Annotated in this window: 24 protein-coding genes and 1 tRNA gene; 8 read left to right on the top strand and 17 right to left on the bottom strand. The window is 67.1% G+C overall.

Annotation, left to right across the window (positions count from 1 at the left end; genetic code table 11):
* Positions 1-4: 4 nt before the first annotated feature.
* Positions 5-1,168, bottom strand: a complete 1,164-nt coding sequence (prpC, locus tag QRN67_RS02400) for a bifunctional 2-methylcitrate synthase/citrate synthase (RefSeq protein WP_285410235.1) — start codon at positions 1,166-1,168, stop codon at positions 5-7.
* On the bottom strand, positions 1,165-1,575 hold the full coding sequence (locus QRN67_RS02395) for an acyl-CoA thioesterase (protein WP_285410233.1): 411 nt from the start codon (positions 1,573-1,575) through the stop codon (positions 1,165-1,167). Before QRN67_RS02395 ends, prpC begins: the two co-directional genes overlap by 4 nt.
* A gap of 138 nt (positions 1,576-1,713) precedes the next feature.
* Here QRN67_RS02395 and QRN67_RS02390 point away from each other — a divergent pair, with 138 nt between their 5' ends.
* Positions 1,714-3,135 carry a short-chain fatty acyl-CoA regulator family protein gene (locus QRN67_RS02390; protein ID WP_285410231.1) on the top strand — a complete coding sequence of 474 codons (1,422 nt, stop codon included), beginning with the start codon at positions 1,714-1,716 and terminating at the stop codon, positions 3,133-3,135.
* Positions 3,136-3,302: 167 nt separating this feature from the next.
* On the opposite strand, the gene QRN67_RS02385 is transcribed toward QRN67_RS02390, so the two are convergent.
* Positions 3,303-4,358, bottom strand: coding sequence for an RNA methyltransferase (locus tag QRN67_RS02385; RefSeq protein WP_285410229.1), 1,056 nt, complete (start codon positions 4,356-4,358; stop codon positions 3,303-3,305).
* Positions 4,359-4,432: 74 nt separating this feature from the next.
* Between QRN67_RS02385 and QRN67_RS02380 the strand changes: the two genes are divergently transcribed.
* Positions 4,433-4,705 (top strand): helix-turn-helix domain-containing protein, encoded by a 273-nt coding sequence (locus QRN67_RS02380; RefSeq protein WP_106934640.1) that lies wholly within the window; start codon positions 4,433-4,435, stop codon positions 4,703-4,705.
* Here the strand turns inward: QRN67_RS02380 and QRN67_RS02375 are convergent.
* Entirely contained in the window at positions 4,702-6,087 is a 1,386-nt protein-coding gene (locus QRN67_RS02375) for an MFS transporter (protein ID WP_285410227.1), read from the bottom strand. The two genes, QRN67_RS02380 and QRN67_RS02375, sit on opposite strands and share 4 nt — an antisense overlap.
* 177 nt (positions 6,088-6,264) lie before the next feature.
* On the opposite strand from QRN67_RS02375, the gene QRN67_RS02370 reads away from it, so the two are divergent.
* Positions 6,265-6,765: a pyridoxamine 5'-phosphate oxidase family protein gene (locus QRN67_RS02370; RefSeq protein WP_106934642.1), complete on the top strand. Its 501-nt coding sequence runs from the start codon at positions 6,265-6,267 to the stop codon at positions 6,763-6,765.
* Between the two features lie 94 nt (positions 6,766-6,859).
* Here the strand turns inward: QRN67_RS02370 and QRN67_RS02365 are convergent.
* The 5 genes from QRN67_RS02365 to tolB all read right to left on the bottom strand — a co-directional run bounded on the left by QRN67_RS02365 (position 6,860) and on the right by tolB (position 10,458).
* A tRNA-Lys gene (locus QRN67_RS02365) sits at positions 6,860-6,935 on the bottom strand.
* 49 nt (positions 6,936-6,984) lie between these two features.
* Positions 6,985-7,830 (bottom strand): tRNA threonylcarbamoyladenosine dehydratase, encoded by an 846-nt coding sequence (locus QRN67_RS02360; RefSeq protein ID WP_503010851.1) that lies wholly within the window; start codon positions 7,828-7,830, stop codon positions 6,985-6,987.
* A 19-nt stretch (positions 7,831-7,849) separates the two neighbouring features.
* Positions 7,850-8,599: a tol-pal system protein YbgF gene (ybgF, locus tag QRN67_RS02355; RefSeq protein ID WP_081270502.1), complete on the bottom strand. Its 750-nt coding sequence runs from the start codon at positions 8,597-8,599 to the stop codon at positions 7,850-7,852.
* A complete protein-coding gene (gene pal, locus QRN67_RS02350; RefSeq protein WP_106934644.1) occupies positions 8,599-9,117 on the bottom strand; it encodes a peptidoglycan-associated lipoprotein Pal in 519 nt (172 codons plus the stop codon). Before pal ends, ybgF begins: the two co-directional genes overlap by 1 nt.
* Before the next feature lie 24 nt (positions 9,118-9,141).
* The gene (tolB, locus tag QRN67_RS02345; protein WP_081270500.1) at positions 9,142-10,458 is read right to left on the bottom strand and encodes a Tol-Pal system beta propeller repeat protein TolB; all 1,317 of its coding nucleotides are present in this window, start codon (positions 10,456-10,458) and stop codon (positions 9,142-9,144) included.
* Between the two features lie 162 nt (positions 10,459-10,620).
* Between tolB and msbA the strand changes: the two genes are divergently transcribed.
* Positions 10,621-12,405 (top strand): lipid A export permease/ATP-binding protein MsbA, encoded by a 1,785-nt coding sequence (msbA, locus tag QRN67_RS02340; RefSeq protein ID WP_106934645.1) that lies wholly within the window; start codon positions 10,621-10,623, stop codon positions 12,403-12,405.
* Positions 12,406-12,424: 19 nt separating this feature from the next.
* On the opposite strand, the gene rng is transcribed toward msbA, so the two are convergent.
* The 8 genes from rng to QRN67_RS02300 form a co-directional block, all read right to left on the bottom strand.
* Positions 12,425-13,951, bottom strand: coding sequence for a ribonuclease G (gene rng, locus QRN67_RS02335; RefSeq protein ID WP_081270498.1), 1,527 nt, complete (start codon positions 13,949-13,951; stop codon positions 12,425-12,427).
* 10 nt (positions 13,952-13,961) lie between these two features.
* Positions 13,962-14,564: a Maf family protein gene (locus QRN67_RS02330; RefSeq protein WP_285410222.1), complete on the bottom strand. Its 603-nt coding sequence runs from the start codon at positions 14,562-14,564 to the stop codon at positions 13,962-13,964.
* Positions 14,565-14,666: 102 nt separating this feature from the next.
* Positions 14,667-15,134, bottom strand: a complete 468-nt coding sequence (rlmH, locus tag QRN67_RS02325) for a 23S rRNA (pseudouridine(1915)-N(3))-methyltransferase RlmH (protein ID WP_285410220.1) — start codon at positions 15,132-15,134, stop codon at positions 14,667-14,669.
* A complete protein-coding gene (gene rsfS / locus QRN67_RS02320; protein WP_081270495.1) occupies positions 15,131-15,826 on the bottom strand; it encodes a ribosome silencing factor in 696 nt (231 codons plus the stop codon). The genes rlmH and rsfS overlap by 4 nt, the downstream gene beginning before the upstream one ends.
* Positions 15,826-16,455, bottom strand: a complete 630-nt coding sequence (gene nadD, locus QRN67_RS02315) for a nicotinate-nucleotide adenylyltransferase (protein WP_285411137.1) — start codon at positions 16,453-16,455, stop codon at positions 15,826-15,828. The genes rsfS and nadD overlap by 1 nt, the downstream gene beginning before the upstream one ends.
* The gene (gene hemF / locus QRN67_RS02310) at positions 16,455-17,372 is read right to left on the bottom strand and encodes an oxygen-dependent coproporphyrinogen oxidase (RefSeq protein ID WP_106937454.1); all 918 of its coding nucleotides are present in this window, start codon (positions 17,370-17,372) and stop codon (positions 16,455-16,457) included. Before hemF ends, nadD begins: the two co-directional genes overlap by 1 nt.
* Positions 17,372-18,670 (bottom strand): phosphoribosylamine--glycine ligase, encoded by a 1,299-nt coding sequence (gene purD / locus QRN67_RS02305; RefSeq protein WP_285410215.1) that lies wholly within the window; start codon positions 18,668-18,670, stop codon positions 17,372-17,374. The genes hemF and purD overlap by 1 nt, the downstream gene beginning before the upstream one ends.
* 48 nt (positions 18,671-18,718) lie before the next feature.
* Positions 18,719-19,444: a YebC/PmpR family DNA-binding transcriptional regulator gene (locus QRN67_RS02300; RefSeq protein WP_081270492.1), complete on the bottom strand. Its 726-nt coding sequence runs from the start codon at positions 19,442-19,444 to the stop codon at positions 18,719-18,721.
* 116 nt (positions 19,445-19,560) lie between these two features.
* Between QRN67_RS02300 and QRN67_RS02295 the strand changes: the two genes are divergently transcribed.
* Genes QRN67_RS02295 through QRN67_RS02280 form a run of 4 tightly spaced genes read left to right on the top strand, consistent with a single transcriptional unit; the run spans position 19,561 to position 22,964 of the window.
* A complete protein-coding gene (locus QRN67_RS02295) occupies positions 19,561-20,349 on the top strand; it encodes a class I SAM-dependent methyltransferase (RefSeq protein ID WP_285410212.1) in 789 nt (262 codons plus the stop codon).
* Positions 20,350-20,357: 8 nt separating this feature from the next.
* Complete coding sequence (locus QRN67_RS02290; RefSeq protein WP_503010872.1) at positions 20,358-21,392, top strand: chorismate transformation FkbO/Hyg5 family protein; 1,035 nt, start codon at positions 20,358-20,360, stop codon at positions 21,390-21,392.
* Positions 21,393-21,423: 31 nt separating this feature from the next.
* Positions 21,424-22,221: a lysophospholipid acyltransferase family protein gene (locus QRN67_RS02285; RefSeq protein ID WP_081270489.1), complete on the top strand. Its 798-nt coding sequence runs from the start codon at positions 21,424-21,426 to the stop codon at positions 22,219-22,221.
* Positions 22,188-22,964, top strand: coding sequence for a glycosyltransferase family 2 protein (locus tag QRN67_RS02280; protein ID WP_285410208.1), 777 nt, complete (start codon positions 22,188-22,190; stop codon positions 22,962-22,964). Before QRN67_RS02285 ends, QRN67_RS02280 begins: the two co-directional genes overlap by 34 nt.
* Positions 22,965-23,325: the final 361 nt, after the last annotated feature.

The following is a 23,325-nucleotide window of genomic DNA, read 5'->3' as shown; positions in this document are numbered from 1 at the left end:
AGTTTTACTTCCGATCCTGGATCGGCGCGAACTTCAGGTCTTCCGGCCCGGTGTAGTTGGCGCTGGGCCGGATGATCTTGTTGTCGATGCGCTGCTCGATGATGTGCGCGGCCCATCCCGAGGTGCGCGCGATGACGAACAGCGGCGTGAACATGGCCGTGGGCACGCCCATCATGTGGTAGCTCACGGCGCTGAACCAGTCGAGGTTGGGGAACATCTTCTTGACCTCCCACATCACGCCCTCCAGCCGCTCGGCAATGTCGAACATCTTGGTCGAGCCGGCCTCTTCGGACAGCGACTTCGCCACGCCCTTGATGACCACGTTGCGCGGATCGCTCACGGTGTAGACCGGGTGGCCGAAGCCGATCACCACTTCCTTCGCCTCCACGCGGCGGCGGATGTCGGCCTCGGCTTCGTCGGGCGAGTCGTAGCGCTTCTGGATCTCGAAGGCCACCTCGTTGGCGCCGCCATGCTTGGGGCCGCGCAGCGCACCGATGGCGCCGGTGATGGCCGAGTACATGTCGGAGCCGGTGCCGGCCACCACGCGCGCGGTGAAGGTGGAGGCGTTGAACTCGTGCTCGGCGTAGAGGTTGAGCGACGTGTGCATCGCCCGCTCCCAGCTCGCCGAGGGCTTGCGCCCGTGCAGCAGGTGCAGGAAGTGCGCGCCGATCGAGTCGTCGTCGGTCTCCACGTCGATGCGCCTGCCCTGCGTCGACCAGTGGTACCAGTACAGCAGCATCGAGCCCAGCGACGCCATCAGCCGGTCGGCGATGTCGCGGGCGCCGGGCAGGTTGTGGTCTTCCTTCTCGGGGAGCATGCATCCCAGCGACGAGACGCCGGTGCGCATCACGTCCATCGGGTGGGCGCCGGCGGGCAGTTGCTCCAGCGCTTCCTTCAGGCTCGCGGGCAGGCCGCGCATCGACTTGAGCCTGGCCTTGTAGGCGCGCAGTTCCGCCGCCGTGGGCAGCTTGCCGTGCACCAGCAGGTGCGCGATTTCCTCGAACTCGCAGACCTGCGCGATGTCGAGGATGTCGTAGCCGCGGTAGTGCAAGTCGTTGCCGGTTCGCCCGACCGTGCACAGCGCGGTGTTGCCGGCGGCCACGCCGGACAGCGCTACGGATTTCTTGGGCTTGAAGCCGGGGGCGGCGAGGGTTGCGGTGTCGTTCATGCTTCTTCCTTTTCCGGATTCGGGTGTGCTGGATATGCCTTGGGTATGCGCGTGGGCCGTCCGCTCTTGTCGACGACGACCATCTCGAAGAAGGAGCGCAGCGCCTCGCGCGCCGGCTGCCCCGGTCGCTCGAAGGTGCCGGTGACGCTGACCGTGAGCGAGCTGCGGCCCTGCCGGCTGACCCACGCGCGCAGCCGCAGCACGCTGCCGACCGGCACGGGTGCGAGGAACTGCGCGTCGCCGCAGCCGGCCATGACCACGTCGGCCTGCGCGAAGGCGCGCGCCGCCAGGAAGGCCGCCTTGGACATCAGCATCAGCGCGTTGCCGCCGAACAGCGTGCCGTAGTGGTTGGCGTGCTCCGGGAACACGATTTCCATGAGTTCGAGCGCCGCGTCCTGGTTTGTCATGGTTCGCAATTTACGCAAATGCGTGGCCATAATGAAGGACTGAATTAGCCAATCATTGCGAATGAGAAAGCCCTGTTTTGCAAATCTTGCGAATGCACAGGTTTCGCAAAACGGCGCGCATTCCGAAGGAGCTTCACGATGAGCAAGACATTCATGGGCGTGCGACTGCGCAAGCTGCGCGCCGAACGCGGCATGACGCAGGTGGCGCTTGCCCAGGCGCTGGGCCTGTCGCCCAGCTACCTCAACCAGCTGGAGCAGAACCAGCGGCCGCTGACCGTGGCCGTGCTACTGAAGATCAGCCGCACGCTCGGCGTCGACGTGCAGCAGTTCTCGGAAGACGAGGAAGCCCGGCTCGTCTCGAGCATGCGCGACGCGCTGGCCGACAACCCCGGCGGAGAAGCCGTCGCCCTGCCCGAGCTGCGCGAAGTGGCCTCGCAGATGCCCGCGGTGGCGCGCGCGCTGCTCGCGCTGCACCGCCGCCACCAGGAAGCGATGGAGCGCCTGGAGATCATGGCCGGCGAACTCGGCGACGGCCGGGGCGAACTGACGAATGCGCGTCCCATGCCCTTCGAGGCGGTGCGCGACTTCTTCTTCGCCCACCAGAACCATTTCGAGGAACTGGACCTGCTCGCGGAAAAGCTCGCGGACGAGGCGCGCGGCCACGGCGGCTCGCTGTCCGAATGGCTGCAGTCGCGGCTCATGAACCAGCACGGCGTGCGCGTGGTGCCCACGGACGACGACGCCATCGACAGCCAGCGCCGCTACGACCCCGCCAGCCGCGTGCTTCGCCTGTCGGGCAGCCTGGAGCCCGGCCAGCAGTCGTTCCAGCTGGCAACCCAACTGGCTCTGCTGGAGCAGACGACGCTGATCGAATCACTGCTGCAGAGCGCCAGCTTCAACGACGCCCCCACGCACGCGCTGGCCCGCATCGGCCTCGCGAACTACTTCGCCAGCGCCGTGCTGCTGCCCTACGGCCTTTTCCTGAAGGCCGCGGAAACCCTGCGCTACGACATCGACCTGCTGGCGCGCCGCTTCGGCGTCGGCTTCGAGACCATCTGCCATCGCCTGAGCGCCATGCAGCGGCCCGGGGCACCCGGCGTGCCCTTCTTCTTCATTCGCGTGGACCGCGCCGGCAACATCTCCAAGCGGCAGTCGGCCACGCACTTCCACTTCTCGAAGACCGGCGGCACCTGCCCGCTGTGGAACGTGTACGAAGCCTTCGCGCAGCCCGGGCGCGTGCTGCGGCAGCTCGCGCGCATGCCCGACGGGCGCACCTACCTGTGGGTGGCGCGAACGGTGTCGCACGGGCAGCGCGGCTTCGCCTCGCCCAGCAAGACCTTCGCCATCGGCCTGGGATGCGACATTCGCCATGCGCCGCGCTTGATCTATTCCAAGGGCCTGGACCTGACCGACCAGGACGTGCCCACCCCCATCGGCATGGGCTGCAAGGTGTGCGAGCGCGTGGCCTGCCCGCAGCGGGCGTTTCCGTTCATCGGGCGGCCGCTGGACGTGAACGAGAACGAAAGCCGGTTCACGCCCTACGCAGTGGCGGATGCCTGAACCCCCAAAAAAAAGCAGCCCGCACGAAGGCGGGCTGAATGGCCCCCATCTCGCAAAGGGCCTGTGGAGGGAGGTGCCCGCCGGAGGAATCGAACGGGCAACGCGATGATCGCGGCCAATCTGGGAGACTTCGTGGAGGGCGCCAGCGTCGGCGGGCTCTTCGGCGGCTATTTGCGGTTCGCGCCTCTTGTCGGCATCGCGACCCGCACTTCAGCCACTGCGGCCACTTCGGCGGCGCGCGCCCTCAGCTGGCCGCAGCCGCCGTCGACATCCTGCCCCGCCGAATTGCGCAGCTTGGTCAGGATGCCGCGCTCGTGCAGCGTGCGAGCCATCTGCTCGCAGCGTTCCCAGGAAGGCCGGCTGAACGCCACGCCGTCGACCGCGTTGAACGGAATCATGTTCAGCACGCAGTACTTGCCGGAAAGCAGCCGCACGATGCCGTCGATCTCGTCCTGCCCGTCGTTCACGCCTTCGAGCAGCGTCCACTGGTACTGGATCGGGTAGCCCGTGGCCCGCGCATAGCGTTCGCCTTCGGCGACCAGTTCTTCCGGCGTCATGTTTGGCGCGCGCGGAAGCAGCTTCCGGCGCAGCTCGGCCTTGGTGGTGTGCAGCGAAAGCGCCAGCGCGGGCCTCACGCGCTCCTGCAGCAGCCGCTCGAACACGCGCGGATCGCCCGCGGTGGAGAACACCAGGTTCTTGTGGCCGACGTTGCCCACGGTGCCGAGCAGCTCGATGGCTTCCAGCACGTTGTCCAGGTTGTGGGCCGGCTCGCCCATGCCCATGAACACCACCTTGCGCACCGGCCGGCGCATGCGCGCGAGCGCCACCTGGGCAATGATCTCGGCGCTGCCCACCTGGCGCAGCAGGCCGTCGCGGCCCGTCATGCAGAACTGGCACCCCACGGCACAACCGACCTGCGAGGACACGCAGAGGCCGTCGCGCGGCAGCAGCACGCTTTCGACGGTCTGGCCGTCCGCGAGCGCGACCAGCAGCCGCTCGGAACCGTCGGCGCCCGGGTGGACCGCATGGATGCGCGCCAGCCCGGCGAGCTCGGCTTCGATGGACGGCAGCGCTTCCATCAGCGACGACGGGAAGAAGCTCGCCGGCAGGCGCCTGCCGCTGTTGCGCGGCAGCGCATGGGACCACAGCCGCAGGATCCGCTGCTCGTGGCTGGGGCCCGCGCCGGCTTCCCGGAGTCGCCGTTTCAGTTCGTGGATTCGCATGCAATGTGGGGGCTGTAGCCCTGGATTGTGCCCGCCGGGCGCCGCGCGCCCATCCGGTGGCAGACAATGCGCAAATGGCCCAAGGCAAACGAATTTCAGTCGATATCGGGGAAGACGCCCTCCAGACCATCAAGGCGCTGGGCGCCGCGGCCAAGCTGGCGCGCACGAGCGCCGGCGAAGGCCAGGCCGCCGCGGGTGCGCGGCTGGGGGTTCATGTGCAGACGATCGCGCGCATCGAATCGGGCGAGCCCGGGGTTTCGGTCGGGCACATGGTGGGGATGCTGGCGCTCTATGGCATTTCGGTGAAGCTGGAGCAGCCCGGGGCGAATGAATCGCAAAAGCCCTAGCGCAAGCCCGCCCCCTCCTCCTTCGACAGCTTGGTGAACGACAGCAGCGACAGCAACGTCATCGCCCCCACTACGCCAAATGCCGGAGAAAAATCTTCCGCCGTGAGCCGATCCGCGCCGCTGCCGTTCCACCACGCGGCCAGCGTCACCAGCGTGGCGCCGAGCGTCACGCCCAGGCTCAGCGACAGCTGCTGCGCCATGCTGTTGAGCGTGGCCGCGTGGCTCATGCGTGGCTTGGGAATCTGCGAAAAGCCGAGGGTCTGCAGCGACACCATCGCCATCGAGTTCACCAGCCCGCCGAACATCAGCGTGACGAATATCTGCACATGCGGGGTGCTCGGGCGGAAGTGGCCGTAGCTCAGGTAGCAAAGGCTGGTCAGGCAGGTCGCGCCGATGAGCAGCGAGCGAAAACCGATCGTGCGGATCGCCTTGGCCATCAGGGTGCGCGTGGCCAGCGAGCCCAGCGCGGTGGCCATCGTCAGGCTGCCCGAGGCCAGCGGCGATAGCCCGAAGCCCAGCTGCAACATCAGCGGCAGCAGGAACGGCGAGGCACCGATGGCGATGCGCAGTGGCGTGCCGCCGATGATCGATGCACGGTAGGTACTGAACCGCAAGATGCCCAGGTCGATCAGCGGCGCTGCCTTGTTGCGGCTTCGCAGGTGATACACCAGCGACACCAGCAAGCCGAAGCCCGCCATCGCCCAGATCGCCTGCACCGGCAGCAGCGACTTGCCGACCATCTCCAGGCTGCCGAGCAGCGACGTCAGGCCCACGGCCAGCAGCACGAAGCCCTCGATGTCGAAGGGCGCCGGCGAGCTGTCCTCGGGCAGGTCGTTGATGAAGCGCAGCGCACCGGCAATCGCCAGCAGGCCGAACGGGATGTTGACGAGGAAGATCCACCGCCACGAAGCCAGCGTGACGATGGCGCCGCCGAACAGCGGCCCGGCCAGCCGGCCGAACGCGGGCGGCACGGTGAACCACACCATGGCCGACACCATCTGCGCCGGCGGCACTCTGCGCAGAAGAATCAGCCGCCCCACCGGCAGCATCATCGCGCCGCCCAGCCCCTGCAGCACCCGGAACGCCACCAGCTGCGGCAGCGTCTGCGCGGCGCCGCACAGGGTCGATCCCAGCGAGAAGAAAGCCACCGCCACGCAGAACACCCGCCGGGGCCCGAAGCCCTCGGCCAGCCAGCCGCTCACGGGAAGAAAAACCGCCAGGCTCAGCAGGTAGGAAGTGATCGCGAGGTTCAGGTGCAGCACGCTCACATCGAGCGCACTCGCGATGGTCGGCAGCGCCGTTGCCATGACCGAGGTGTCGAGGTTCTGCAGGAACAGAGGCGAGGCGACGATGAGGGGAACGATGCGGTGGCGCGGCGGCATGAGGACATTGTCAACGGCGAGCGTTGCCCCTGGCAGGTCTTGTCGGCGTGGGACCACACGGCTGTGCGCCGTGTGTCCTCACGGCGCGGCGTGCGGCGCGCTTACGGTGAGATCTCTTCCTGATCGCACACATCCATCGCGATCCCTTCTTTAGCTTCACTTTTCTGGAGTTTCGACATGACGACGACAACCAACGACCAAAGCAAGCTCTGGGACCTCATCAAGGACACCCGCTTCGGCATGCTGACCCACCGCCACGGCGACGGCCAGCTGCACAGCCATCCCCTGACCACGCAGAACAAGGACGGCGACGACGTGCGCACGCTCTACTTCTTCGTGCCCAAGAACGGCGACATCGCGCGCCACGTCGCCAGCGACCCGGTGGTGAACATCGCGTATGCGAACACCGACGACGACAGCTACGTGTCGGTGTCGGGCAATGCCGCGTTGCTCGAAGACCAGGCGAAGAAAGAGGCGCTCTTCAACAAGATGGCGCAGGCCTGGTTCCCCAACGGCCCGACCGACCCTAACCTCGGCCTGCTCGCCGTGACCGTGGTCGGCGCGGAATACTGGGACGTGGACGACAGCAAGATGGTGCAGCTGTACAAGATGGCGAAGGCCGCCATCACGGGCGAGCCGCCGAAGGATCTCGGCGAACACAAGAAGGTCGCGCTCTGAGCGGAGCGTAGAGGGCCGCGCGCTGTTGATATTGCGAGCTGGCCCGCCGCAAAAAAAAGAGCGCTCGGCCTGTATGGCGAGCGCTCTGGAGTTCTGGTAGGACGTACTGGATTCGAACCAGTGACCAACGGATTAAAAGTCCGCTGCTCTACCAACTGAGCTAACGTCCCGGAACCATTCTTTGCTTCTTGCCGGCGTTGAATCCAGCAAAGCCTAAGATTATAGCGTGAGGTTTGAGGCGATTTTGTCGAGAACCCAACCTGCCGCACATTGGCCGAAAGTCGCGGTCACGCTGACGACCGAACCATAACCGTGGCAGTTGAGCGAGCCGTCGCCTTCGATCGCGCACGAAGCATCGGGCGGCGCCACGCTCTCGCGGCTGAAGACGCAGGTCACACCGATCTTGCGGCCTTCGCGTGGAGCGCCGTGCTCTTTGCGCAGGCGCTGGCGCAGTTGCGCCAGCAGCGGGTCGTGCGTGACGAGCGACAGGTCGTCGATGTCGACATTGTGTGCCTGCCGCTTGCCGCCCGCCGCGCCCACGGTGATGAAGGCGGCGCGCGATGCGCGTGCCCATGCGGCCATCGTCAGCTTGGCCTTCACCTGGTCGCATGCGTCGACGACGGCTGTCACCGGCCCATTTGCTGCCTGCGCGGCCTCGAGCACGCTCGTCCAGTTGCCCGGCTCAACGAACTCGTCCACCGCGAGCACTCTGCAGTCCGGGTTGATCTGCGCAATGCGGTCGCGCATGGCTTCGACCTTCGCCTGGCCCACGGTCGCATCGAGCGCGTGGATCTGGCGATTGATGTTCGATTCGGACACGTGGTCCAGGTCGACCAGCGTCAGCCGCCCGACCCCGCTGCGTGCCAGCGCCTCGACCGCCCACGACCCCACCCCGCCGATGCCGACGACCAGCACGTGCGCATGGCGGATGCGTGCCGCACCGGCCACGCCGTACAGGCGCTCCAATCCGCCGAAGCGGCGCGCATGGTCAGGCGCCGCGGTGTCGATGACGACATCCGCGGCGGCAGGAGGAGTGGTGATAGCAGCAGTGATGATCGCGCTCAAGCGGAAAGCTCCGCCTGCATCAGCGCAAGCGCGAAAGGCGTTCGCGGCCGGCTTGCGCGGCTTCCGACTGCGGGTAGGCCTTGGTCAGGTCTTCCAGCGTGCGGCGAGCGGCGCGCGTGTCTTTCAGTTCGATCTGGCAGTTCGCGATCGACAGCACGGCCTCGGGGGCCTTGGCATGGTCGGGCGCGAGCGACAGCATCGAGCGGAAATTCGCGATCGCTTCGTTGTAGTTGCGCGTGGCGTACTGGGCGTTGCCCAGCCAGAACAGCGCCGAAGCGTTGTAGCCGCTCTGCGGGTAGCGCTTGACGAATTCGGCGAACGCGGTCTGCGCCTGCGCGAACTGGCCCGAGCGGAACACACCGAGGGCGGCGTCGAAGTCGGCCTTTTCCTTCGGATCGGCGTTGAACTCGCGGCCGTCCACCGACACCTTCGAAGGCTCGCTCTGCTTGAGCTTGTCGTCGAGGGTGGTCTGGCGCGACTGCATTTCGCTCACGGTGCGCGTGAGCTGCTCGTTCTGGCCGGTCATGCGCGCCAGGTCGCCTCGCATCTGCTCGATCTGGTTCTGCAGATCGAGCAGGCTGCGACGCAGTTGGCCGTTCTCGTCGGTCAGTCGCTGGTCGGTTTGCTGGCGCATGGCCTCGACGCGCTGGCGCAAGTCGAGGATGGCGCGGCGAGCCTCGTCATCCTCGAACAGCGCGGCCTGCGACCCCACCGAGACACAAAGCAAGGCGGCAGCCAGCGCCGCGCCTCGCAACACAGCGCGGTGCATCACTGGCGGTACGTGATTTCGGCGCGACGGTTCTGCGCCCAGACTTCTTCACCCGAACCCTGGACGGCCGGCTTTTCCTTGCCGAAGCTCACTGCTTCGATCTGGTTGTCGTTCACGCCCAGCAGGGTCAGTGCACGACGCACGGCTTCGGAGCGCTTCTGGCCCAGCGCCAGGTTGTATTCGCGGCCACCGCGTTCGTCGGTGTGACCTTCGATCGACACGCGGCGCTGCGGGTTGGCCTTGAGGAAACGTGCATGACCGTCGATGGCCGACTGGAACTCGGGCTTGACCGTGTAGCTGTCGTAATCGAAGTAGATGATGCGCGCCACGCCCACCGGACCTTGCGCGGTGCCCGCGTTCGGATCGATGGTCACGGGAGCCACGGCGCTAGCGCCACCCTGCTGGCCGCCGGCGGTGCCGGAGCGGTCGGTCACCGGCGTTTCGTTGAGCTTCGTGCCCGACGAGCAACCGGCAATAAGAGCCACGATGGCCAGCGAATAGATCGTACGTTTCAACATTTGGAACTCCTCAAGTAAACCTAATCATTGCTTTTGAAACGGACCCCAGTCCGGTTCTCTTATGTCTCCCGCCTGCCCAGCCAGTCGTGCCTTTATTTTTCCATCCAAAGTGGTCGTCATCAGGGCTTCGCGGCCTTGCAGCTGCGTGGCGTAGACGATCAATTTGCTGTTCGGGGCAAAACTCGGGCTCTCGTCGGCGGTGGTGTCCGTGATGGCGCTGACATTGCCGGTGGCCAACTCCATCACATGGAGTTTGAATGCACCTCCCACACGGGAGATGTAGGCCAACCACCGGCCATCGCCGCTGACAGCCGGAGAAATGTTGTAGGTGCCGCTGAAGGTCACGCGCGTCGGGTTGCCGCCACCAGCGCCCATCTTGTAGATCTGCGGCGCACCGCCGCGGTCGCTGACGAAGTAGATGGTGCTGCCGTCGGCCGAGAACGCCGGCTCGGTGTCGATGCTCGAGCTTTGCGTGAGGCGGCGCGGTTCCCCGCCGCCGGCCGGAATGGTGAAGAGCTGCGAGCCGCCGTCACGGCTGAGGGTGACCGCGAGCGAATTGCCGTCGGGTGCCCATGCAGGTGCGCTGTTCGATCCCTTGAAGTTCGCGAGCAGGCGGCGCTGGCCGCTGGCCACGTTGTGCACGTAGACGACCGGCTTGCGCGACTCGAAGGACACATACGCCAGTTGCTGGCCGTTGGACGACCAGCAGGGCGAGATGATCGGCTCGGGGCTGGCCAGCGCGGCTTGCGCATTCTCGCCGTCGGCGTCGGCCACCCACAGCGAATAGCGGCTGCCGGCCTTGGTGACGTAGGCGATGCGCGTCGAGAAGATGCCTTTTTCGCCGGTCAGCTTTTCATAGACGTAGTCAGCGATGCGGTGCGAAGCCAGGCGCAGGTCGCCTTGCGGCACCGTGTAGCTCTGGCCGCCGAGATCCTGGCCCTTGACCACGTCCCACAGGCGGAAACGCACGTCGAAACGGCCGTCGGCCAGGCGGCTGACGCTGCCCACCACGAGCGAGTCGGCGGTGCGCTGCCGCCACAGCGACAGGTCGGGGCGCGATGCTTCGTCCAGCGCCTGGCCGGAAGCATCGACGCCACGGAACTGGCCGCTTCGCTCCAGGTCGGCCTGGACGATGTCGGAGATTTTCTGCGGGGAGGATTCCTGGCCCTTGAAGGGAACAAGCGCGATTGGCAGCTGCGTCAGCCCGACGCCCGACACTTCGACCCGGAACTGGGCCAGTGCAGGAAGCATGGGAGTGGCGGCAAGTGCCGCAATGAGAGTGCGGCGTGCAAATAGCGATGAAGAAGGAGTTGGAATTGGAGTTGGCAACGGCTTGTTCATGCGGTTCGGAGAGGTTTCCGGGTAAAAAGTTCTCCCCGGCTTGACGGGCCACATGTTACACACTGGTTTGGAGACGCCGTCACAAAACGTTTATCCAGCGGTGCGGTCCTACAGAATCACTTCAGGAAGCCCGAAACGGGCCCACCCGTAGAATCCGCCGCCATGCAAGCTTCCCCCGGCGGCGAGACTCCTCGCCCTCCCCTGATGCGCCGCCTGGCGCGACTCATGACCTGGTTCGGCGGCTCGCGCCAATGGTGGGCCCTTGGATTGAGCGGGGCGATGCTGGCGGCAATCACCGAGCCGCTCATGGCCGCCCTGCTCAAGCCGCTGCTCGACCGCGGCTTCACACGCGGCGAGATGCCGCTCTGGTTCGTGCCCGCCGCCGTGCTGCTGCTGTTCGCGGTGCGCGGCATCGCCCAGTTCATTTCCCAGTACGCCCTCTCGCGCATCGCCAACGAGGGCATGCAGAAGCTGCGGCGGGTGATGTTCGAGCGCCTGCTCGGCGCCGAGCTCGCGCTGTTCGCGCGGCAGTCGGCCAGCGCGCTTTCGAACACCGTGGTCTACGAAGTACAGACCGGCGCGATGCTGCTGGTGCAGGCGCTGCTCGGCCTCTCGCGCGACGGTTTCACGCTGATCGCGCTGCTGGGCTATCTGGTCTACCTGAACTGGAAGCTCACTCTCATCGTGGCCTTCCTGGTGCCCAGCATCTCGTGGATCATGAAGGTGTTCTCCAAGCGGCTGTACCGGCTCACGCAGCAGGGCCAGCAGGCCACCGACGAGCTGGCCTACGTGGTCGAGGAAAACGTGCTCGCCCACCGCGTGGTGCGCCTGCACGGGGCCGAAGGCGCGCAGGGCCATCGCTTCGAACAGCTGAGCCAGCGCCTGAACCGCCTGGCCGTGAAGTCGACCATCGCCCAGGCCGCGACCACGCCGCTCACGCAGATGATGGCATCGCTGGCGCTGTCGGTGGTGGTGATGATCGCGCTGTGGCAAAGCGGCAAGCAGGGCTTCACGGTGGGCGGCTTCGTGGCCTACATCACGGCCATGCTGATGCTGATCGCGCCCATCCGCCGGCTGGCCGAGGTGGCCGGGCCGATCACGCGCGGACTGGCCGCGCTGGAGCGCGGACTGGTGCTGATCGACGAGGTCGCCCCGGAGTCACAGGGCACGTTCCATCTCGACCACGCCGATGGCCACATCGAACTGCGCAACGTGCAGGTCAGCTACCGCGGCGACGACGAGCAGCGCGCCCTCGACGGCGTGAGCCTGACCATCCAACCCGGCCAGGTGGTGGCCTTCGTCGGGCCTTCGGGTTCGGGCAAGACCACGCTGGTGAACCTGCTGCCGCGCTTCGTCCAACCCAGCAGCGGCCAGGTGCTGCTCGACGGACACGACACCAGCGAATGGCAGCTGAAGAGCCTGCGTGCGCAGTTCGCGATGGTCAGCCAGGACGTGGTGATGCTCAACGAGACCCTCGCGGCCAACGTGGCGCTGGGCGCGGAAATCGATCGCGAACGCGTGCTGCAGTGCATAGAGGCGGCCAACCTGAGCTCGCACGTGGAGAACCTGCCCCAGGGTATCGACACCGTGCTGGGCCACAACGCCACGCAGCTCTCGGGCGGCCAACGCCAGCGCTTGGCCATCGCCCGTGCGCTCTACAAGAATGCGCCGGTGCTGCTGCTCGACGAGGCCACCTCCGCGCTCGACACCGAATCGGAGCGCCTCGTGCAGGACGCCCTGCAGCGCCTGATGCAGAACCGCACCACGCTGATCGTGGCCCACCGCCTGTCGACCATCCAGCACGCGGACCGCATCATCGTGATGGAGCAAGGCCGCATTGCCGAGCAAGGCAGCCACGAGCAGCTGATGCAGCTCGACGGCCTGTATGCGCGGCTGCAGACGCTGGCGGTACGCAGCGCGCCGCCGGGGCAAGACCCGACGCTCTGATCAGCGCAAAGCGGTCAGGTCAGAGCAGCACGATGTCGTACTGCCCCTGCCCGATCGCCGGCTCGGACTGCAGCGAAATCGGCTTGCCGATGAAGTCGCTCAGGCCCGCCAGGTGCTGGCTTTCCTCGTCGAGGAACAGTTCGATGACCTGCGGCGACGACACGATGCGGAACTCGCGCGGCGTGAACTGGCGCGCCTCGCGCAATATCTCCCGCATCACGTCGTAGGCCACGCTGCGCGCGGTCTTCACGATGCCCTGTCCGCCGCAGGCCGCGCAGGGTTCGCACAGCATGTGCGCCAGCGATTCGCGCGTGCGCTTGCGCGTCATCTCGACCAGGCCAAGCTGCGAGAAGCCGCCAGCCGTCGTCTTCACCCGGTCGCGCGCCAGTTGCTTGCGGAATTCGGCCAGCACCTGCTCGCGGTGGTCGTCGCGCCCCATGTCGATGAAGTCGACGATGATGATCCCGCCCAGGTTGCGCAGCCGCAGCTGCCGCGCAATGGCCTGCGCCGCCTCCAGGTTGGTCTTGAAGATGGTGTCGTCGAAGTTGCGTGCGCCGACGAAGCCGCCGGTGTTCACGTCCACCGTGGTCAGTGCCTCGGTCTGGTCGACCACGAGGTAGCCGCCCGACTTGAGCTCGACGCGCCGCCCCAGCGCCTTGGCGATTTCCTCGTCGACCGAATACAAATCGAAGATCGGCCGCTCGCCCTTGTAGTGCTGCAGCTTGCCGGCCGCCTTGGGCATGAATTCGAGGCCGAACTTCAGCAGCACCTCGAACTGCTCGCGCGAGTCGATGCGGATGGTCTGCGTGTCTTCGCCCGTCATGTCTCGCAGCACCCGCTGCAGCAGGCTCAGGTCCTGGTGCAGCAGCGACATCGCCGGCATGCGCATCGAGGCGTCGCGGATGCGCGACCATGTCTTGCGCAGGTAGGCGATGTCTTCGGCCAGCTCGGGGTCGGACGAATCCTCGCCGTTGGTGCGCAGGATGAAGCCGCCGGTGTTGGCCGGCACCACGCCGCCGCTGTCGGCCGCCGCGGCCGCCTCGATCAGCGCCAGCATGCGGTTGCGCAGCGACTCGCGCTGGTCCGAAGGAATCTTCTGCGACACGCCGATATGGTTGTCCTGCGGCAGGAACACCAGCAGCCGCCCGGCGATGCTGATCTGCGTCGACAGCCGCGCGCCCTTGGTGCCGATCGGGTCCTTGATGACCTGCACCAGCAGCGACTGGCCTTCGAACACCTGCTTCTCGATGGGCACCATCGGCCCGCCGTTGCGGTGGTCCCGTTCCGGCGCCGGCGCGCTGGGCCGCGAGCCCGGCGTGAACGGCGCCACGATGTCGGCCACGTGCAGGAAGGCGGTGCGCTCCAGGCCGATGTCGATGAAGGCCGACTGCATGCCCGGCAGCACACGCGACACCTTGCCGAGATAGATGTTGCCGACCAGCCCGCGCTCCAGCGTGCGCTCGACGTGCAGCTCTTGCACCGCGCCGTGCTCGACCAGCGCCACACGGGTCTCCTGCGGGGACCAGTTGATCAGGATGTCTTGCATGGAATTCTTGTCAGGTATTGAAACCGGCTCCACGGAGCAGCTCGGCGGTCTCGAACATGGGAAGTCCCATGATGCCCGAATAGGACCCGCTGATGTGCTCGATGAACGCCGCCGCCGCGCCCTGGATAGCATAGGCCCCGGCCTTGCCGAGCGGCTCGCCGCTTTCGGCGTAGCGGGCAACCTGCGCCTCGGTGATCTTCGCGAAGCGCACGCGCGAGACGCTGAGCGCGGCATGGCGCCGGTCGCCGTCCTGCAGGGCCACGGCCGTCAGAACGCGGTGCGTGGTGCCGGAGAGCATGGCGAGCATGCGCGCGGCATCCGCGGCGTCGTCGGGCTTGCCGAGGATGGTGCGGCCCAGCGCGACGGTGGTGTCGGCGCAGAGCACCGGCGCGCTGGCCAGCCCGCGCCGCCGCAGCCGCGCCACGGCCGCATCGAGCTTGAGGGCGGTCACGCGCTGCACGTAGGAGGCCGGCGCCTCGTTCGGCAGCACCGCTTCGAGCGACTCGGCGTCTTCGTCCGCGTCGGCGAGCAGCAATGCATGGCGAATACCGAGCTGGCCGAGCAGCTGCGCACGGCGCGGGCTTTGCGAGGCGAGGTAGATGAAGTCGGACAAGGTTCAGTTCTCCTGCGAAGCTGCTGCCCGCCGCGCCGCAGCCGGCCGGCCGGCCTGATGGATGAAGCCGCGCAGCAGCCGTATCCCGCCCGCCGGGGCGCTTCATTCGCGGTGGTAGGGATGGCCTGCGTTCACCGACCAGGCCCGGTACAGTTGCTCGACCAGCAGTACCCGCGCCATCGCGTGCGGCAGGGTCAGGTCGGACAGCCGGATGCGCTCGTGGGCCGCGGCCTTGAAGGCCGGATCGAGTCCGTCGGGACCGCCGATGACAAGCGCGACATCGTCGCCGTCGCCTTGCCAGGACTGCAGCCGGGCCGCCAGCGCCTTGGTGGTCAGCGCGGTGCCGCGCTCGTCGAGCACGACGATGCGCATGCCGCGCGCAATGGCGCCTTCGATGCGCTCGCGCTCGGCGGCGTACAGGGTTTCGAGTGATTTGGAGCCGCGCGGCTCCGTCTTGACCGCGCGCAGCTCGAGCTTGAGTTCGGGCGGAAAGCGCTTGGCGTAGTCGTCCCAGGCAGTCTGTGCCCAATCGGGCATGCGCTGCCCGACGGCAACCACCAGCAGCTTCATGCGCGGCGGGCTGGCGCCTTCTTGGCTGCCGCCTTCTTGGCAGCGGGCTTCTTGGCCGCCGGCTTGCCGACGACCTTGACCGGCACGCGCGCCGTGGTGGAGCCGGCCTTCTTGGCGGGCGCCTTCTTCGCTGCAGTCTTGGCCGTGGTCTTGGAGGCAGCCTTCTTCGCCGGTGCCTTCGCTGCCTTGGCTTCCTGCTCGGCTGCGCGGATCGCGGTCTTGGCGGCGCTCGAGCGGCGCAGCGTGGGCTCCTTGGCGGCGCCCTTCTTCTTGGTTTCCGGCTCGTCCTTGGTGGACGAACTCGTGGACGCTGCGGGCTTGGCACCGCCGAGCTTGGCGCGCACCGGCTTGTCGCCCCAGATCTCTTCGAGGTGGTAGTACTGGCGGATGGCCGGCTGCATGATGTGCGCGACCGCGGCGCCGCAGTCCACGATGATCCACTCGCCGTTTTCCTCGCCCTCGATGCGCGGCTTGCCGAAACCGGCTTCGCGCACGGCGTCGCGCACGCTGGCTGCAAGCGCCTTGGTCTGGCGGTTCGAGGTGCCCGACGCGACGATCACGCGCTCGAACAGCGGTGACAGATGCTCCGTGTCGAATACCTGGATGTCCTGCGCCTTGACGTCTTCGAGACCATCGATGATGGCTCGCTGGAGTTTCTGGGTGTCTTTTTTGGCGGCGGCTTCAGTGGTCATCAGGCAGAGCGGTAGAGGTGGTGTTGGTCAATATAGCGTGCAACCGTGGCCGGAACCAGCGAGGAAATGTCCACGCCAAGCGCCGCGCGCCGCCGAATCTCGGTGGCGCTGATGTCCATAGGTGGCAATTCGAGCGCCTCGAAACGCGCACCGGCCGGGAGGCCGGGCAGCAACTTCGGATCAAAACGAGCAGTGTCGCCCGTCGATAATGCGCGATACGCTACAGAAACGATAGCAATGCCGAGTATATCCTGCCAGCCATGCCAGGTCGGCAGCGCGCTTGCCTGGTCGGCTCCCATGATCAGCACGAGCTGCGCGCCGGGCTGCTCTTTCTGCAGTTCGTGCAGGGTGTCGAGCGTGTAGGTGGGCCCGTCGCGCAGCACTTCGCGGCTGTCGACGACGACGGTGCCTTTCAGTCCCGCGAAGGCGAGCCGCGTCATCGCGAGGCGGTCTTCCTTCGGCGTGAGCGCCCTGCTCTTGTGCCAGGCCTGCCCGGTGGGAATGACATGCAGCTCGGACAGATCGAGCTGCGCAAGCGCGGCATCGGCCAGCGCCACATGGGCGTTATGCGGCGGATCGAACGCGCCGCCGAAGACACCGATGCGCGACACCTTGCCGGAAGAAGAAATCACAGCCAGTCGCGCCGCACGATGAAGTCGCTGTACAGCGCGGCTTCCGGGCTGCCCGGCTCGGGCCGTTGCTGGTAGGCCCAGCTCGCCAGCGGCGGCATCGACAGCAGGATCGATTCCGTGCGCCCACCGGACTGCAGGCCGAAGTGCGTGCCGCGGTCCCACACGAGGTTGAACTCGACATAGCGTCCGCGACGGTAGAGCTGGAAGTTGCGCTCGCGCTCGGTGTAAGGCATGGCGCGGCGGCGCTCGACCACGGGCAGGTAGGCAGGCAGGAAGCCGTCGCCCACCGAGCGCATCAAGGCAAAGCCGTTCTCGAAGCCGCCTTCCGAAAAGTCGTCGAAGAAGATGCCGCCGATGCCGCGCTGCTCGTTGCGGTGCTTCAGGAAGAAATATTCGTCGCACCACGTCTTGAAGCGCGGGTATTTGTCTTCGCCGAAGGGCGCGAGAGCATCGCGGCACACGGTGTGGAAGTGCACCGCGTCTTCCTCGAAGCCGTAGCACGGCGTGAGGTCCATGCCGCCGCCGAACCAGCAGACCGGTTCGCCGCCTTCAGGAAGTGCCGCGAGCATGCGCACGTTCATGTGGACGATCGGCACATAGGGGTTGCGCGGATGGAACACCAGCGACACGCCCATCGCCTCGAAAGGCGCGCCCGACAGCTCGGGCCGGTTCTGCGTGGCCGATGGCGGCAGCCTGGGGCCGCGCACCTGCGAGAAGCCGCAGCCGGCGCGCTCGAACAGTTCCCCGCCTTCGAGGATGCAGGTCAGGCCCTGGCCCTGCAGCGGCTCACCGGGCTCTTTTTGCCAGGCGTCGCGCACGCAGGCGCCACCGTCGGCCTTTTCCACCGCTGAAATGATCGACTGCTGCAGACCGCGCAGGTAGTCGCCGACCGCCGCCGGGTTGGTTTGCTGCATCAAGCGTTGGGTGTGTTGCGCGCGTGCACGGCGCGGAATCCGATGTCCTTGCGGTATTGGGCGCCGTCGAAATTGACGCGCGCCGCCACCTCGTAGGCTCGCTGCTGCGCAAGCTTGACGCTGTCGGCCAGCACGGTGACGCAGAGCACGCGGCCGCCGCTGGTCCTGAGCTCGCCGTTCTCCAGCGTGGTGCCGGCGTGGAACACCACGGCATCGGGCGCCTCGGCCGGGATGCCGGTGATGCGGTCGCCCTTGCGCGGCGACAGCGGGTAGCCGTGCGCGGCCATCACCACGCCCAGCGCGACGCGGCGGTCCCACTGCAGCTCGACCTGGTCGAGCGTGCCGTCGGTGGCGTGCCAGAACACCTCGAACAGGTCGGACTTCAGCCGCATCATGATGGGCTGCGTCTCGGGGTCGCCCATGCGGCAGTTGAATTCGAGCGTCTTCGGATGGCCGGCCGCGTCGATCATCAGGCCGGCGTACAAGAAGCCGGTGTAGGGAATGCCGTCTTTTTCCATGCCGCGGATGGTCGGCAGGATGATTTCGCGCATGGCGCGCGCATGCACCTCGGCCGTGACCACCGGCGCGGGCGAATACGCGCCCATGCCGCCGGTGTTGGGGCCTTCGTCGTTGTCGAGCAGGCGCTTGTGGTCCTGGCTGGTGGCCAGCGCGGTGACGTTTTTGCCGTCGCACAGCACGATGAAGCTGGCTTCCTCGCCCTGCAGGAATTCTTCGATGACGACGCGCGCGCCGCCCTCGTTGTGCGACACGCCGAACTTGTTGTCGACCAGCATGAAGTCGACCGCCTCGTGCGCTTCCTGCGCGGTCATGGCCACCACCACGCCCTTGCCTGCCGCCAGGCCGTCGGCCTTGACGACGATGGGCGCGCCCTTGGCGTCGATGTAGGCATGCGCCGCGGCGGCGTCGGTGAAGGCCTCGTATTCGGCCGTGGGGATCTTGTGGCGCTTCATGAACGCCTTGGAGAACGCCTTGGAGCTCTCGAGCTGCGCGGCGGCCTGCGTCGGCCCGAAGATGCGCAGGCCGTGCGCGCGGAACTCGTCGACCACGCCCGCGGCCAGCGGCGCCTCGGGGCCGACCACGGTCAGCGCGATCTTTTCCTTGATGGCCCATTCGCGCAGCGCGGCGGGCTCGGTGATGTCGATGCAGTCGTAACGCTCGTCGCTCGCGGTGCCGCCGTTGCCCGGCGCCACGTACACGCGGCTCACCCTGGTGGCCTGCGCCAGGCGCCACGCCAGAGCGTGTTCACGGCCCCCTCCCCCAATTACCAGTACCTTCATTCGCGGGCCTTCATTTCTCGCTGTGATTCAACAAACATTCATTCGTGCCTACTCGGACAACGAGGCGTTGTGATAAACGTCCTGCACGTCGTCCAGGTCCTCGAGCACGTCGAGCAATTTCTGCATTTTCGCGGCGTCTTCGCCGGTGACTTCGACCGGGTTCTCCGCGCGCATGGTGACTTCGGCCACCTCGGGTTTCAGGCCGGCGGCCTCGAGCGCGTTCTTGACGGCTTCGAAATCCGCGACCGCGGTGAGCACCTCGATGGCGCCGTCGTCGTCGGTGACGACGTCTTCGGCGCCGGCTTCGAGCGCCACTTCCATCACCTTGTCTTCGTCGGTGCCGGGCGCAAAGACGATCTGGCCGCAATGCTTGAACTGGAAGGCCACCGAGCCTTCGGTGCCCATGTTGCCGCCGTGCTTGGAGAAGGCGTGGCGCACTTCGGCCACGGTGCGCACGCGGTTGTCGGTCATGGTGTCGACGATGATGGCCGCGCCGCCGATGCCGTACCCTTCGTAACGAATTTCTTCGTAGTTGACGCCTTCGAGGTTGCCGGTGGCCTTGTCGATGTTGCGCTTGATGGTGTCGATGGGCAGGTTCACGGCCTTGGCCTTTTCCACCGCCAGCCGCAGCCGGGGGTTGGAGCCGAGGTCAGCGCCGCCTGCGCGTGCCGCCACCGTGATTTCGCGAATGGCACGGGTCCAGAGCTTGCCGCGTTTTTCGTCCTGGCGGCCCTTGCGGTGCTGAATGTTTGCCCATTTGCTATGTCCGGCCATGGCTTTCTATCTCGCTGTCTTGTGTTTTCAAAGCAAGCTCCGAGTTTACTGTCCGGCGCACGCAACGCCCGGCGCCCCCCGGATTTCGCGCCCGGGCTTTTGGTGATAATCGTTCGATGACACCATCGCCTACAGGCGGCCCCGCGACACCCGTCGTCCTGCCGCCACACGCTCCCCTGCCGCTGTACTACAGCAACGAGGCAGAGCACCAGGCGTTCCTGCGTCGAATCTTCGACAACACGGCGGCCGACTACGACCGCATCGAGAGCGTGCTTGCCTTCGGCACCGGCCCCGCCTACCGCCGTGCGGCACTGCAGCAGGCGGGCCTCGCGACCGGCGCCGAGGTGCTCGACGTGGGCATCGGCACCGGGCTGGTGGCGCGCGAGGCGCTGAAGCTCATCGGCCCGGCCGGCAAGCTCGTGGGCGTGGACCCCAGCGCCGGCATGATGGACCAGGTGAAGCTGCCCGGCGTGGAGCTGGTGCAAGGCGTGGCCGAGGCCCTGCCCCGTCCCGACGCCAGCTGCGACTTCGTGAGCATGGGCTACGCCATGCGCCACATCAGCGACGTGGCCGCCGCCTTCGGCGAATTCCATCGCGTGCTGCGCCCCGGCGGGCGCGTGGTGGTGCTTGAAATTACCAAGCCCGAGGGCCGCGTCGCGACGGCGCTGCTCAAGGGCTACATGCGCGCCGTGGTGCCGCTGATCGCCCGCGTGGTCGGTCGCCGGCGGGACACCTCGGAACTGTGGCGCTACTACTGGGACACGATCGAGGCCTGCATTCCGCCCGAGCAGGTGGTGCAGGCGCTGGCCGACGCGGGTTTCCGCGACGTGCGCCGGAATGCCAGCCTCGGCGTGTTCTCTGCCTATACCGCCATCAAACCAGACCACATCGTCGAGGCAAGGTGACAGTGACAGTGCAACTCCAGGACGCAAGCTCTTCTTCCCATCTGCGCGTGGAGCGCCTTTCGTTGCCCGACAGCCTGGCGCTGGCCGCCGGCGGCAAGGCGCCCTTCGCGGCGCTGGGCTACGGCACGCCGCACGGCGTGGCGTGGATGCCGACGGTCAATGCCCGCGTGCTCTCGCCCAACGGCGCAATGGCCGACGTGTGGCACCTGACGGCCCCGCACATCGAGTCGGGCACCACCGGCATCGCGCGCTGGCGCACCGACGGCCACTGGCTGCTGGGCGCCATCGACCTCGACGAGGCGGCCGAGAAACAAGGCCTGACCGAACTCGCGCGCCGCGCCTACAGCGACCTGTTCAAGACGCTCGACCAGGCCGGCACGCCGCACCTGCAGCGCATCTGGAACTACCTGCCGCAGATCAACGCCGACGGTGGCGGGCTCGAACGCTACCGCCAGTTCAATGCCGGCCGCCAGGAAGCCTTCCTCGAAGCCGGGCGCGCCGCCTTCGAGGGCGCGCCGGCGGCCTGCGCGCTGGGCATCCACCAGGGCGCGCTGTCGATCCGCTTCCTGGCGGGCAAGCAGGCGCCGCTGCCGGTGGAAAACCCGCGGCAGGTCTCCGCCTACCGCTACCCCGAAACCTACGGCCCGCGCTCGCCGACCTTTTCGCGCGCGGCGCTGTCGGACATCGGCGACGGCAACATCGCGCTGTTCATCTCCGGCACCGCGAGCATCGTCGGGCACGAAACCGTCCACCACGGCGACGTGCGCGAGCAGACCCGCGAAACGCTGCGCAACCTGCAGGCCGTGATCACCGCCGCCAATGAGCGCGGCAGTGCGAAGTTCGCGCTGGCCGAGCTCGACTGCGTGGTGTACGTGCGGCACCCATCGGACACCGAGGCGGTGCGCGGCATCATCGAGAGCACGCTCGGCGCCGACGCGCCGATGGCGCGCCACGCCGTGTACCTGGAAGCCGACATCTGCCGCAGCGACCTGCTGGTCGAGATCGAGGCGCACACGGTCGCCGCCGGTCGATTGCGGGCCTGAATTGCCGGTGCCCGATCGCCCGACTGACTCAATGACCCGAGTGCTGCGTATTCTCACGTCGATCCCGCTTGCGTTGATGCTTTACGCACTGCTGCTTTTCCTGGGCCTGATCTCGCTGGTCTGGAATTTCGTGGCCATGCTGATCTACCCCGTGATGCCCACGCGGCCGGCCCGCGCGCTGGGCCGCATGACCATCGCGTTCGCCTACCGCATGTTCTGGTGGCTCGCGTCGGTGACGGGCATGATGCGCATCGACTCCACCTGCCTGGACCCGATGCGCAACGAGCCCGGCGTGATCTTCGTGGCCAACCATCCGACCATGCTCGACGCCCTCCTGCTGGTGGCGCGGCTGCCGCGCAGCGCCTGCATCATGAAGGCCGACCTGATGGGCAACATCTTCCTCGGCGCGGGTGCGCGGCTGGCGCGCTACATCAGCAACAAGTCGGCGCGCATGATGGTGCGGCTGGCGGTGAACGACCTGCGCAACGGCGGGCAGCTGGTGATCTTCCCCGAAGGCACGCGCACGGTGACGCCACCGCTCAACCCATTTCGCCCCGGCGTGACGCTGATCGCCAAGCTGGCGCAGGCGCCGATCCAGACGGTGTTCATTGACACTGACTCGCCCTACCTCAGCAAGGGCTGGCCGCTGTGGCGCGTGCCGCCGCTGCCCATCGTCTTCACGCTGCGGCTGGGCAAGCGCTTTGCGGCCACGCAGGACAGCGACGTGCTGCAGGCCGAGCTGGAACACTACTTTCGCCAAAACATGGAACAGCGCGCCACCGACGCGTCCCCCGAATGCCAGACGCCTCGCGCACCCACCTTGTCCTGATTCCTAGCTACAACACGGGAGAACGCGTGTTCTCCACGGTCGAGGCCGCGCGCGCGCAGTGGAACCCGGTGTGGGTGGTGGTCGACGGCAGCGACGACGGCACGGGCGAGCGGCTGCAGCAGATGGCGGCCAACGACCCCGGCCTGCGCGTGTGGGTGCTGCCGCAGAACCAGGGCAAGGGCTCGGCGGTACTGCACGGGCTGCGCGCCGCGCAGGAAGCGGGTTTCACGCATGCGCTGACCATGGACTCCGACGGGCAGCATCCGGCGGACCTGATCCCCGCCTTCATGAAAGCCTCGCTGGAGCGGCCCGAGACGATGGTGCTGGGGCGTCCGGTGTTCGATGCGAGCGCGCCGCTGTTGCGCGTGCGCGGGCGGCGTGTGTCGAACGGGTGGACGCAGCTGGAAACCCTGTTTGCCGGCGTGGGCGATTCGCTCTACGGCTTTCGGGTGTATCCCGTGACCGACCTGATCGCGGTGATGGCGAAGCAGCCGTGGATGCGGCGCTTCGACTTCGACACCGAAGCCGTCGTTCGGCTCGCGTGGCGCGGGGTCAAGCCGGTGAACATCGATGCGCCGGTGAAATACCTGAGCGCCGAGGAAGGCGGGGTTTCGCACTTCCGCTATGGACGCGACAACGTGCTGCTGACGTGGATGCACACGCGGCTGATGGTGGAGTTCGTGCTGCGGCTGCCGGGGTTGGTGTTTCGGAAGCTGGCTGGGAAGCCGCCGTTTCAGGACTGAATCTTCGTTCTTGTTGAGTAGCGCCCGGTACGCAGTACGGCGCACAGCGGGCTTGTCGGGTGGTTGAGGCCGATGCCCTCACCCCAGCCCTCTCCTAGAGGGAGAGGGAGCAAGACAAAAGACTGGTCTTTGAGCGGGAGGGTGCGCCACAGCTTGTCCACGGCGGTGGGTGCTGTGCCCTTGGGTGGCCGTTGAGGCACCGCCGAGCAGCGCAGCGGCGGGCGGATCAGGGATCGCAGCTGTTTGAGCGAAGCGAGTTCTGCGAGACCCCGCCCGTCGCGAGCAGCGCAGGGAAGCCCGAAGGGCCGGTGACGTCGGCTGCCCAAGGGCACAGCACCCACCGCCGCACCCCAGAAGTTCA

This window comes from Variovorax sp. efr-133-TYG-130 (genome assembly GCF_030208835.1).
In the GTDB taxonomy this organism is placed as follows: domain Bacteria; phylum Pseudomonadota; class Gammaproteobacteria; order Burkholderiales; family Burkholderiaceae_C; genus Variovorax.
Note: the sequence above shows the minus strand (reverse complement) of the source record. Positions and strands in the feature narration are given on the sequence as shown.

Excerpts from the sequence above, each read along its gene's own strand:
- QRN67_RS02390 (WP_285410231.1), top strand. The coding sequence starts at position 1,714 with ATGAGCAAGACATTCATGGGCGTGCGACTGCGCAAGCTGCGCGCCGAA.
- QRN67_RS02280 (WP_285410208.1), top strand. The coding sequence starts at position 22,188 with ATGCCAGACGCCTCGCGCACCCACCTTGTCCTGATTCCTAGCTACAAC.
- QRN67_RS02395 (WP_285410233.1), bottom strand. The coding sequence starts at position 1,575 with ATGACAAACCAGGACGCGGCGCTCGAACTCATGGAAATCGTGTTCCCG.
- rsfS (WP_081270495.1), bottom strand. The coding sequence starts at position 15,826 with ATGACCACTGAAGCCGCCGCCAAAAAAGACACCCAGAAACTCCAGCGA.
- tolB (WP_081270500.1), bottom strand. The coding sequence starts at position 10,458 with ATGAACAAGCCGTTGCCAACTCCAATTCCAACTCCTTCTTCATCGCTA.
- rng (WP_081270498.1), bottom strand. The coding sequence starts at position 13,951 with ATGCAAGACATCCTGATCAACTGGTCCCCGCAGGAGACCCGTGTGGCG.
- prpC (WP_285410235.1), bottom strand. The coding sequence starts at position 1,168 with ATGAACGACACCGCAACCCTCGCCGCCCCCGGCTTCAAGCCCAAGAAA.
- purD (WP_285410215.1), bottom strand. The coding sequence starts at position 18,670 with ATGAAGGTACTGGTAATTGGGGGAGGGGGCCGTGAACACGCTCTGGCG.
- pal (WP_106934644.1), bottom strand. The coding sequence starts at position 9,117 with ATGTTGAAACGTACGATCTATTCGCTGGCCATCGTGGCTCTTATTGCC.
- ybgF (WP_081270502.1), bottom strand. The coding sequence starts at position 8,599 with ATGCACCGCGCTGTGTTGCGAGGCGCGGCGCTGGCTGCCGCCTTGCTT.
- QRN67_RS02385 (WP_285410229.1), bottom strand. The coding sequence starts at position 4,358 with ATGCGAATCCACGAACTGAAACGGCGACTCCGGGAAGCCGGCGCGGGC.
- QRN67_RS02295 (WP_285410212.1), top strand. The coding sequence starts at position 19,561 with ATGACACCATCGCCTACAGGCGGCCCCGCGACACCCGTCGTCCTGCCG.
- QRN67_RS02375 (WP_285410227.1), bottom strand. The coding sequence starts at position 6,087 with ATGCCGCCGCGCCACCGCATCGTTCCCCTCATCGTCGCCTCGCCTCTG.
- QRN67_RS02380 (WP_106934640.1), top strand. The coding sequence starts at position 4,433 with ATGGCCCAAGGCAAACGAATTTCAGTCGATATCGGGGAAGACGCCCTC.
- QRN67_RS02370 (WP_106934642.1), top strand. The coding sequence starts at position 6,265 with ATGACGACGACAACCAACGACCAAAGCAAGCTCTGGGACCTCATCAAG.
- hemF (WP_106937454.1), bottom strand. The coding sequence starts at position 17,372 with ATGCAGCAAACCAACCCGGCGGCGGTCGGCGACTACCTGCGCGGTCTG.
- QRN67_RS02300 (WP_081270492.1), bottom strand. The coding sequence starts at position 19,444 with ATGGCCGGACATAGCAAATGGGCAAACATTCAGCACCGCAAGGGCCGC.
- QRN67_RS02285 (WP_081270489.1), top strand. The coding sequence starts at position 21,424 with ATGACCCGAGTGCTGCGTATTCTCACGTCGATCCCGCTTGCGTTGATG.
- rlmH (WP_285410220.1), bottom strand. The coding sequence starts at position 15,134 with ATGAAGCTGCTGGTGGTTGCCGTCGGGCAGCGCATGCCCGATTGGGCA.
- msbA (WP_106934645.1), top strand. The coding sequence starts at position 10,621 with ATGCAAGCTTCCCCCGGCGGCGAGACTCCTCGCCCTCCCCTGATGCGC.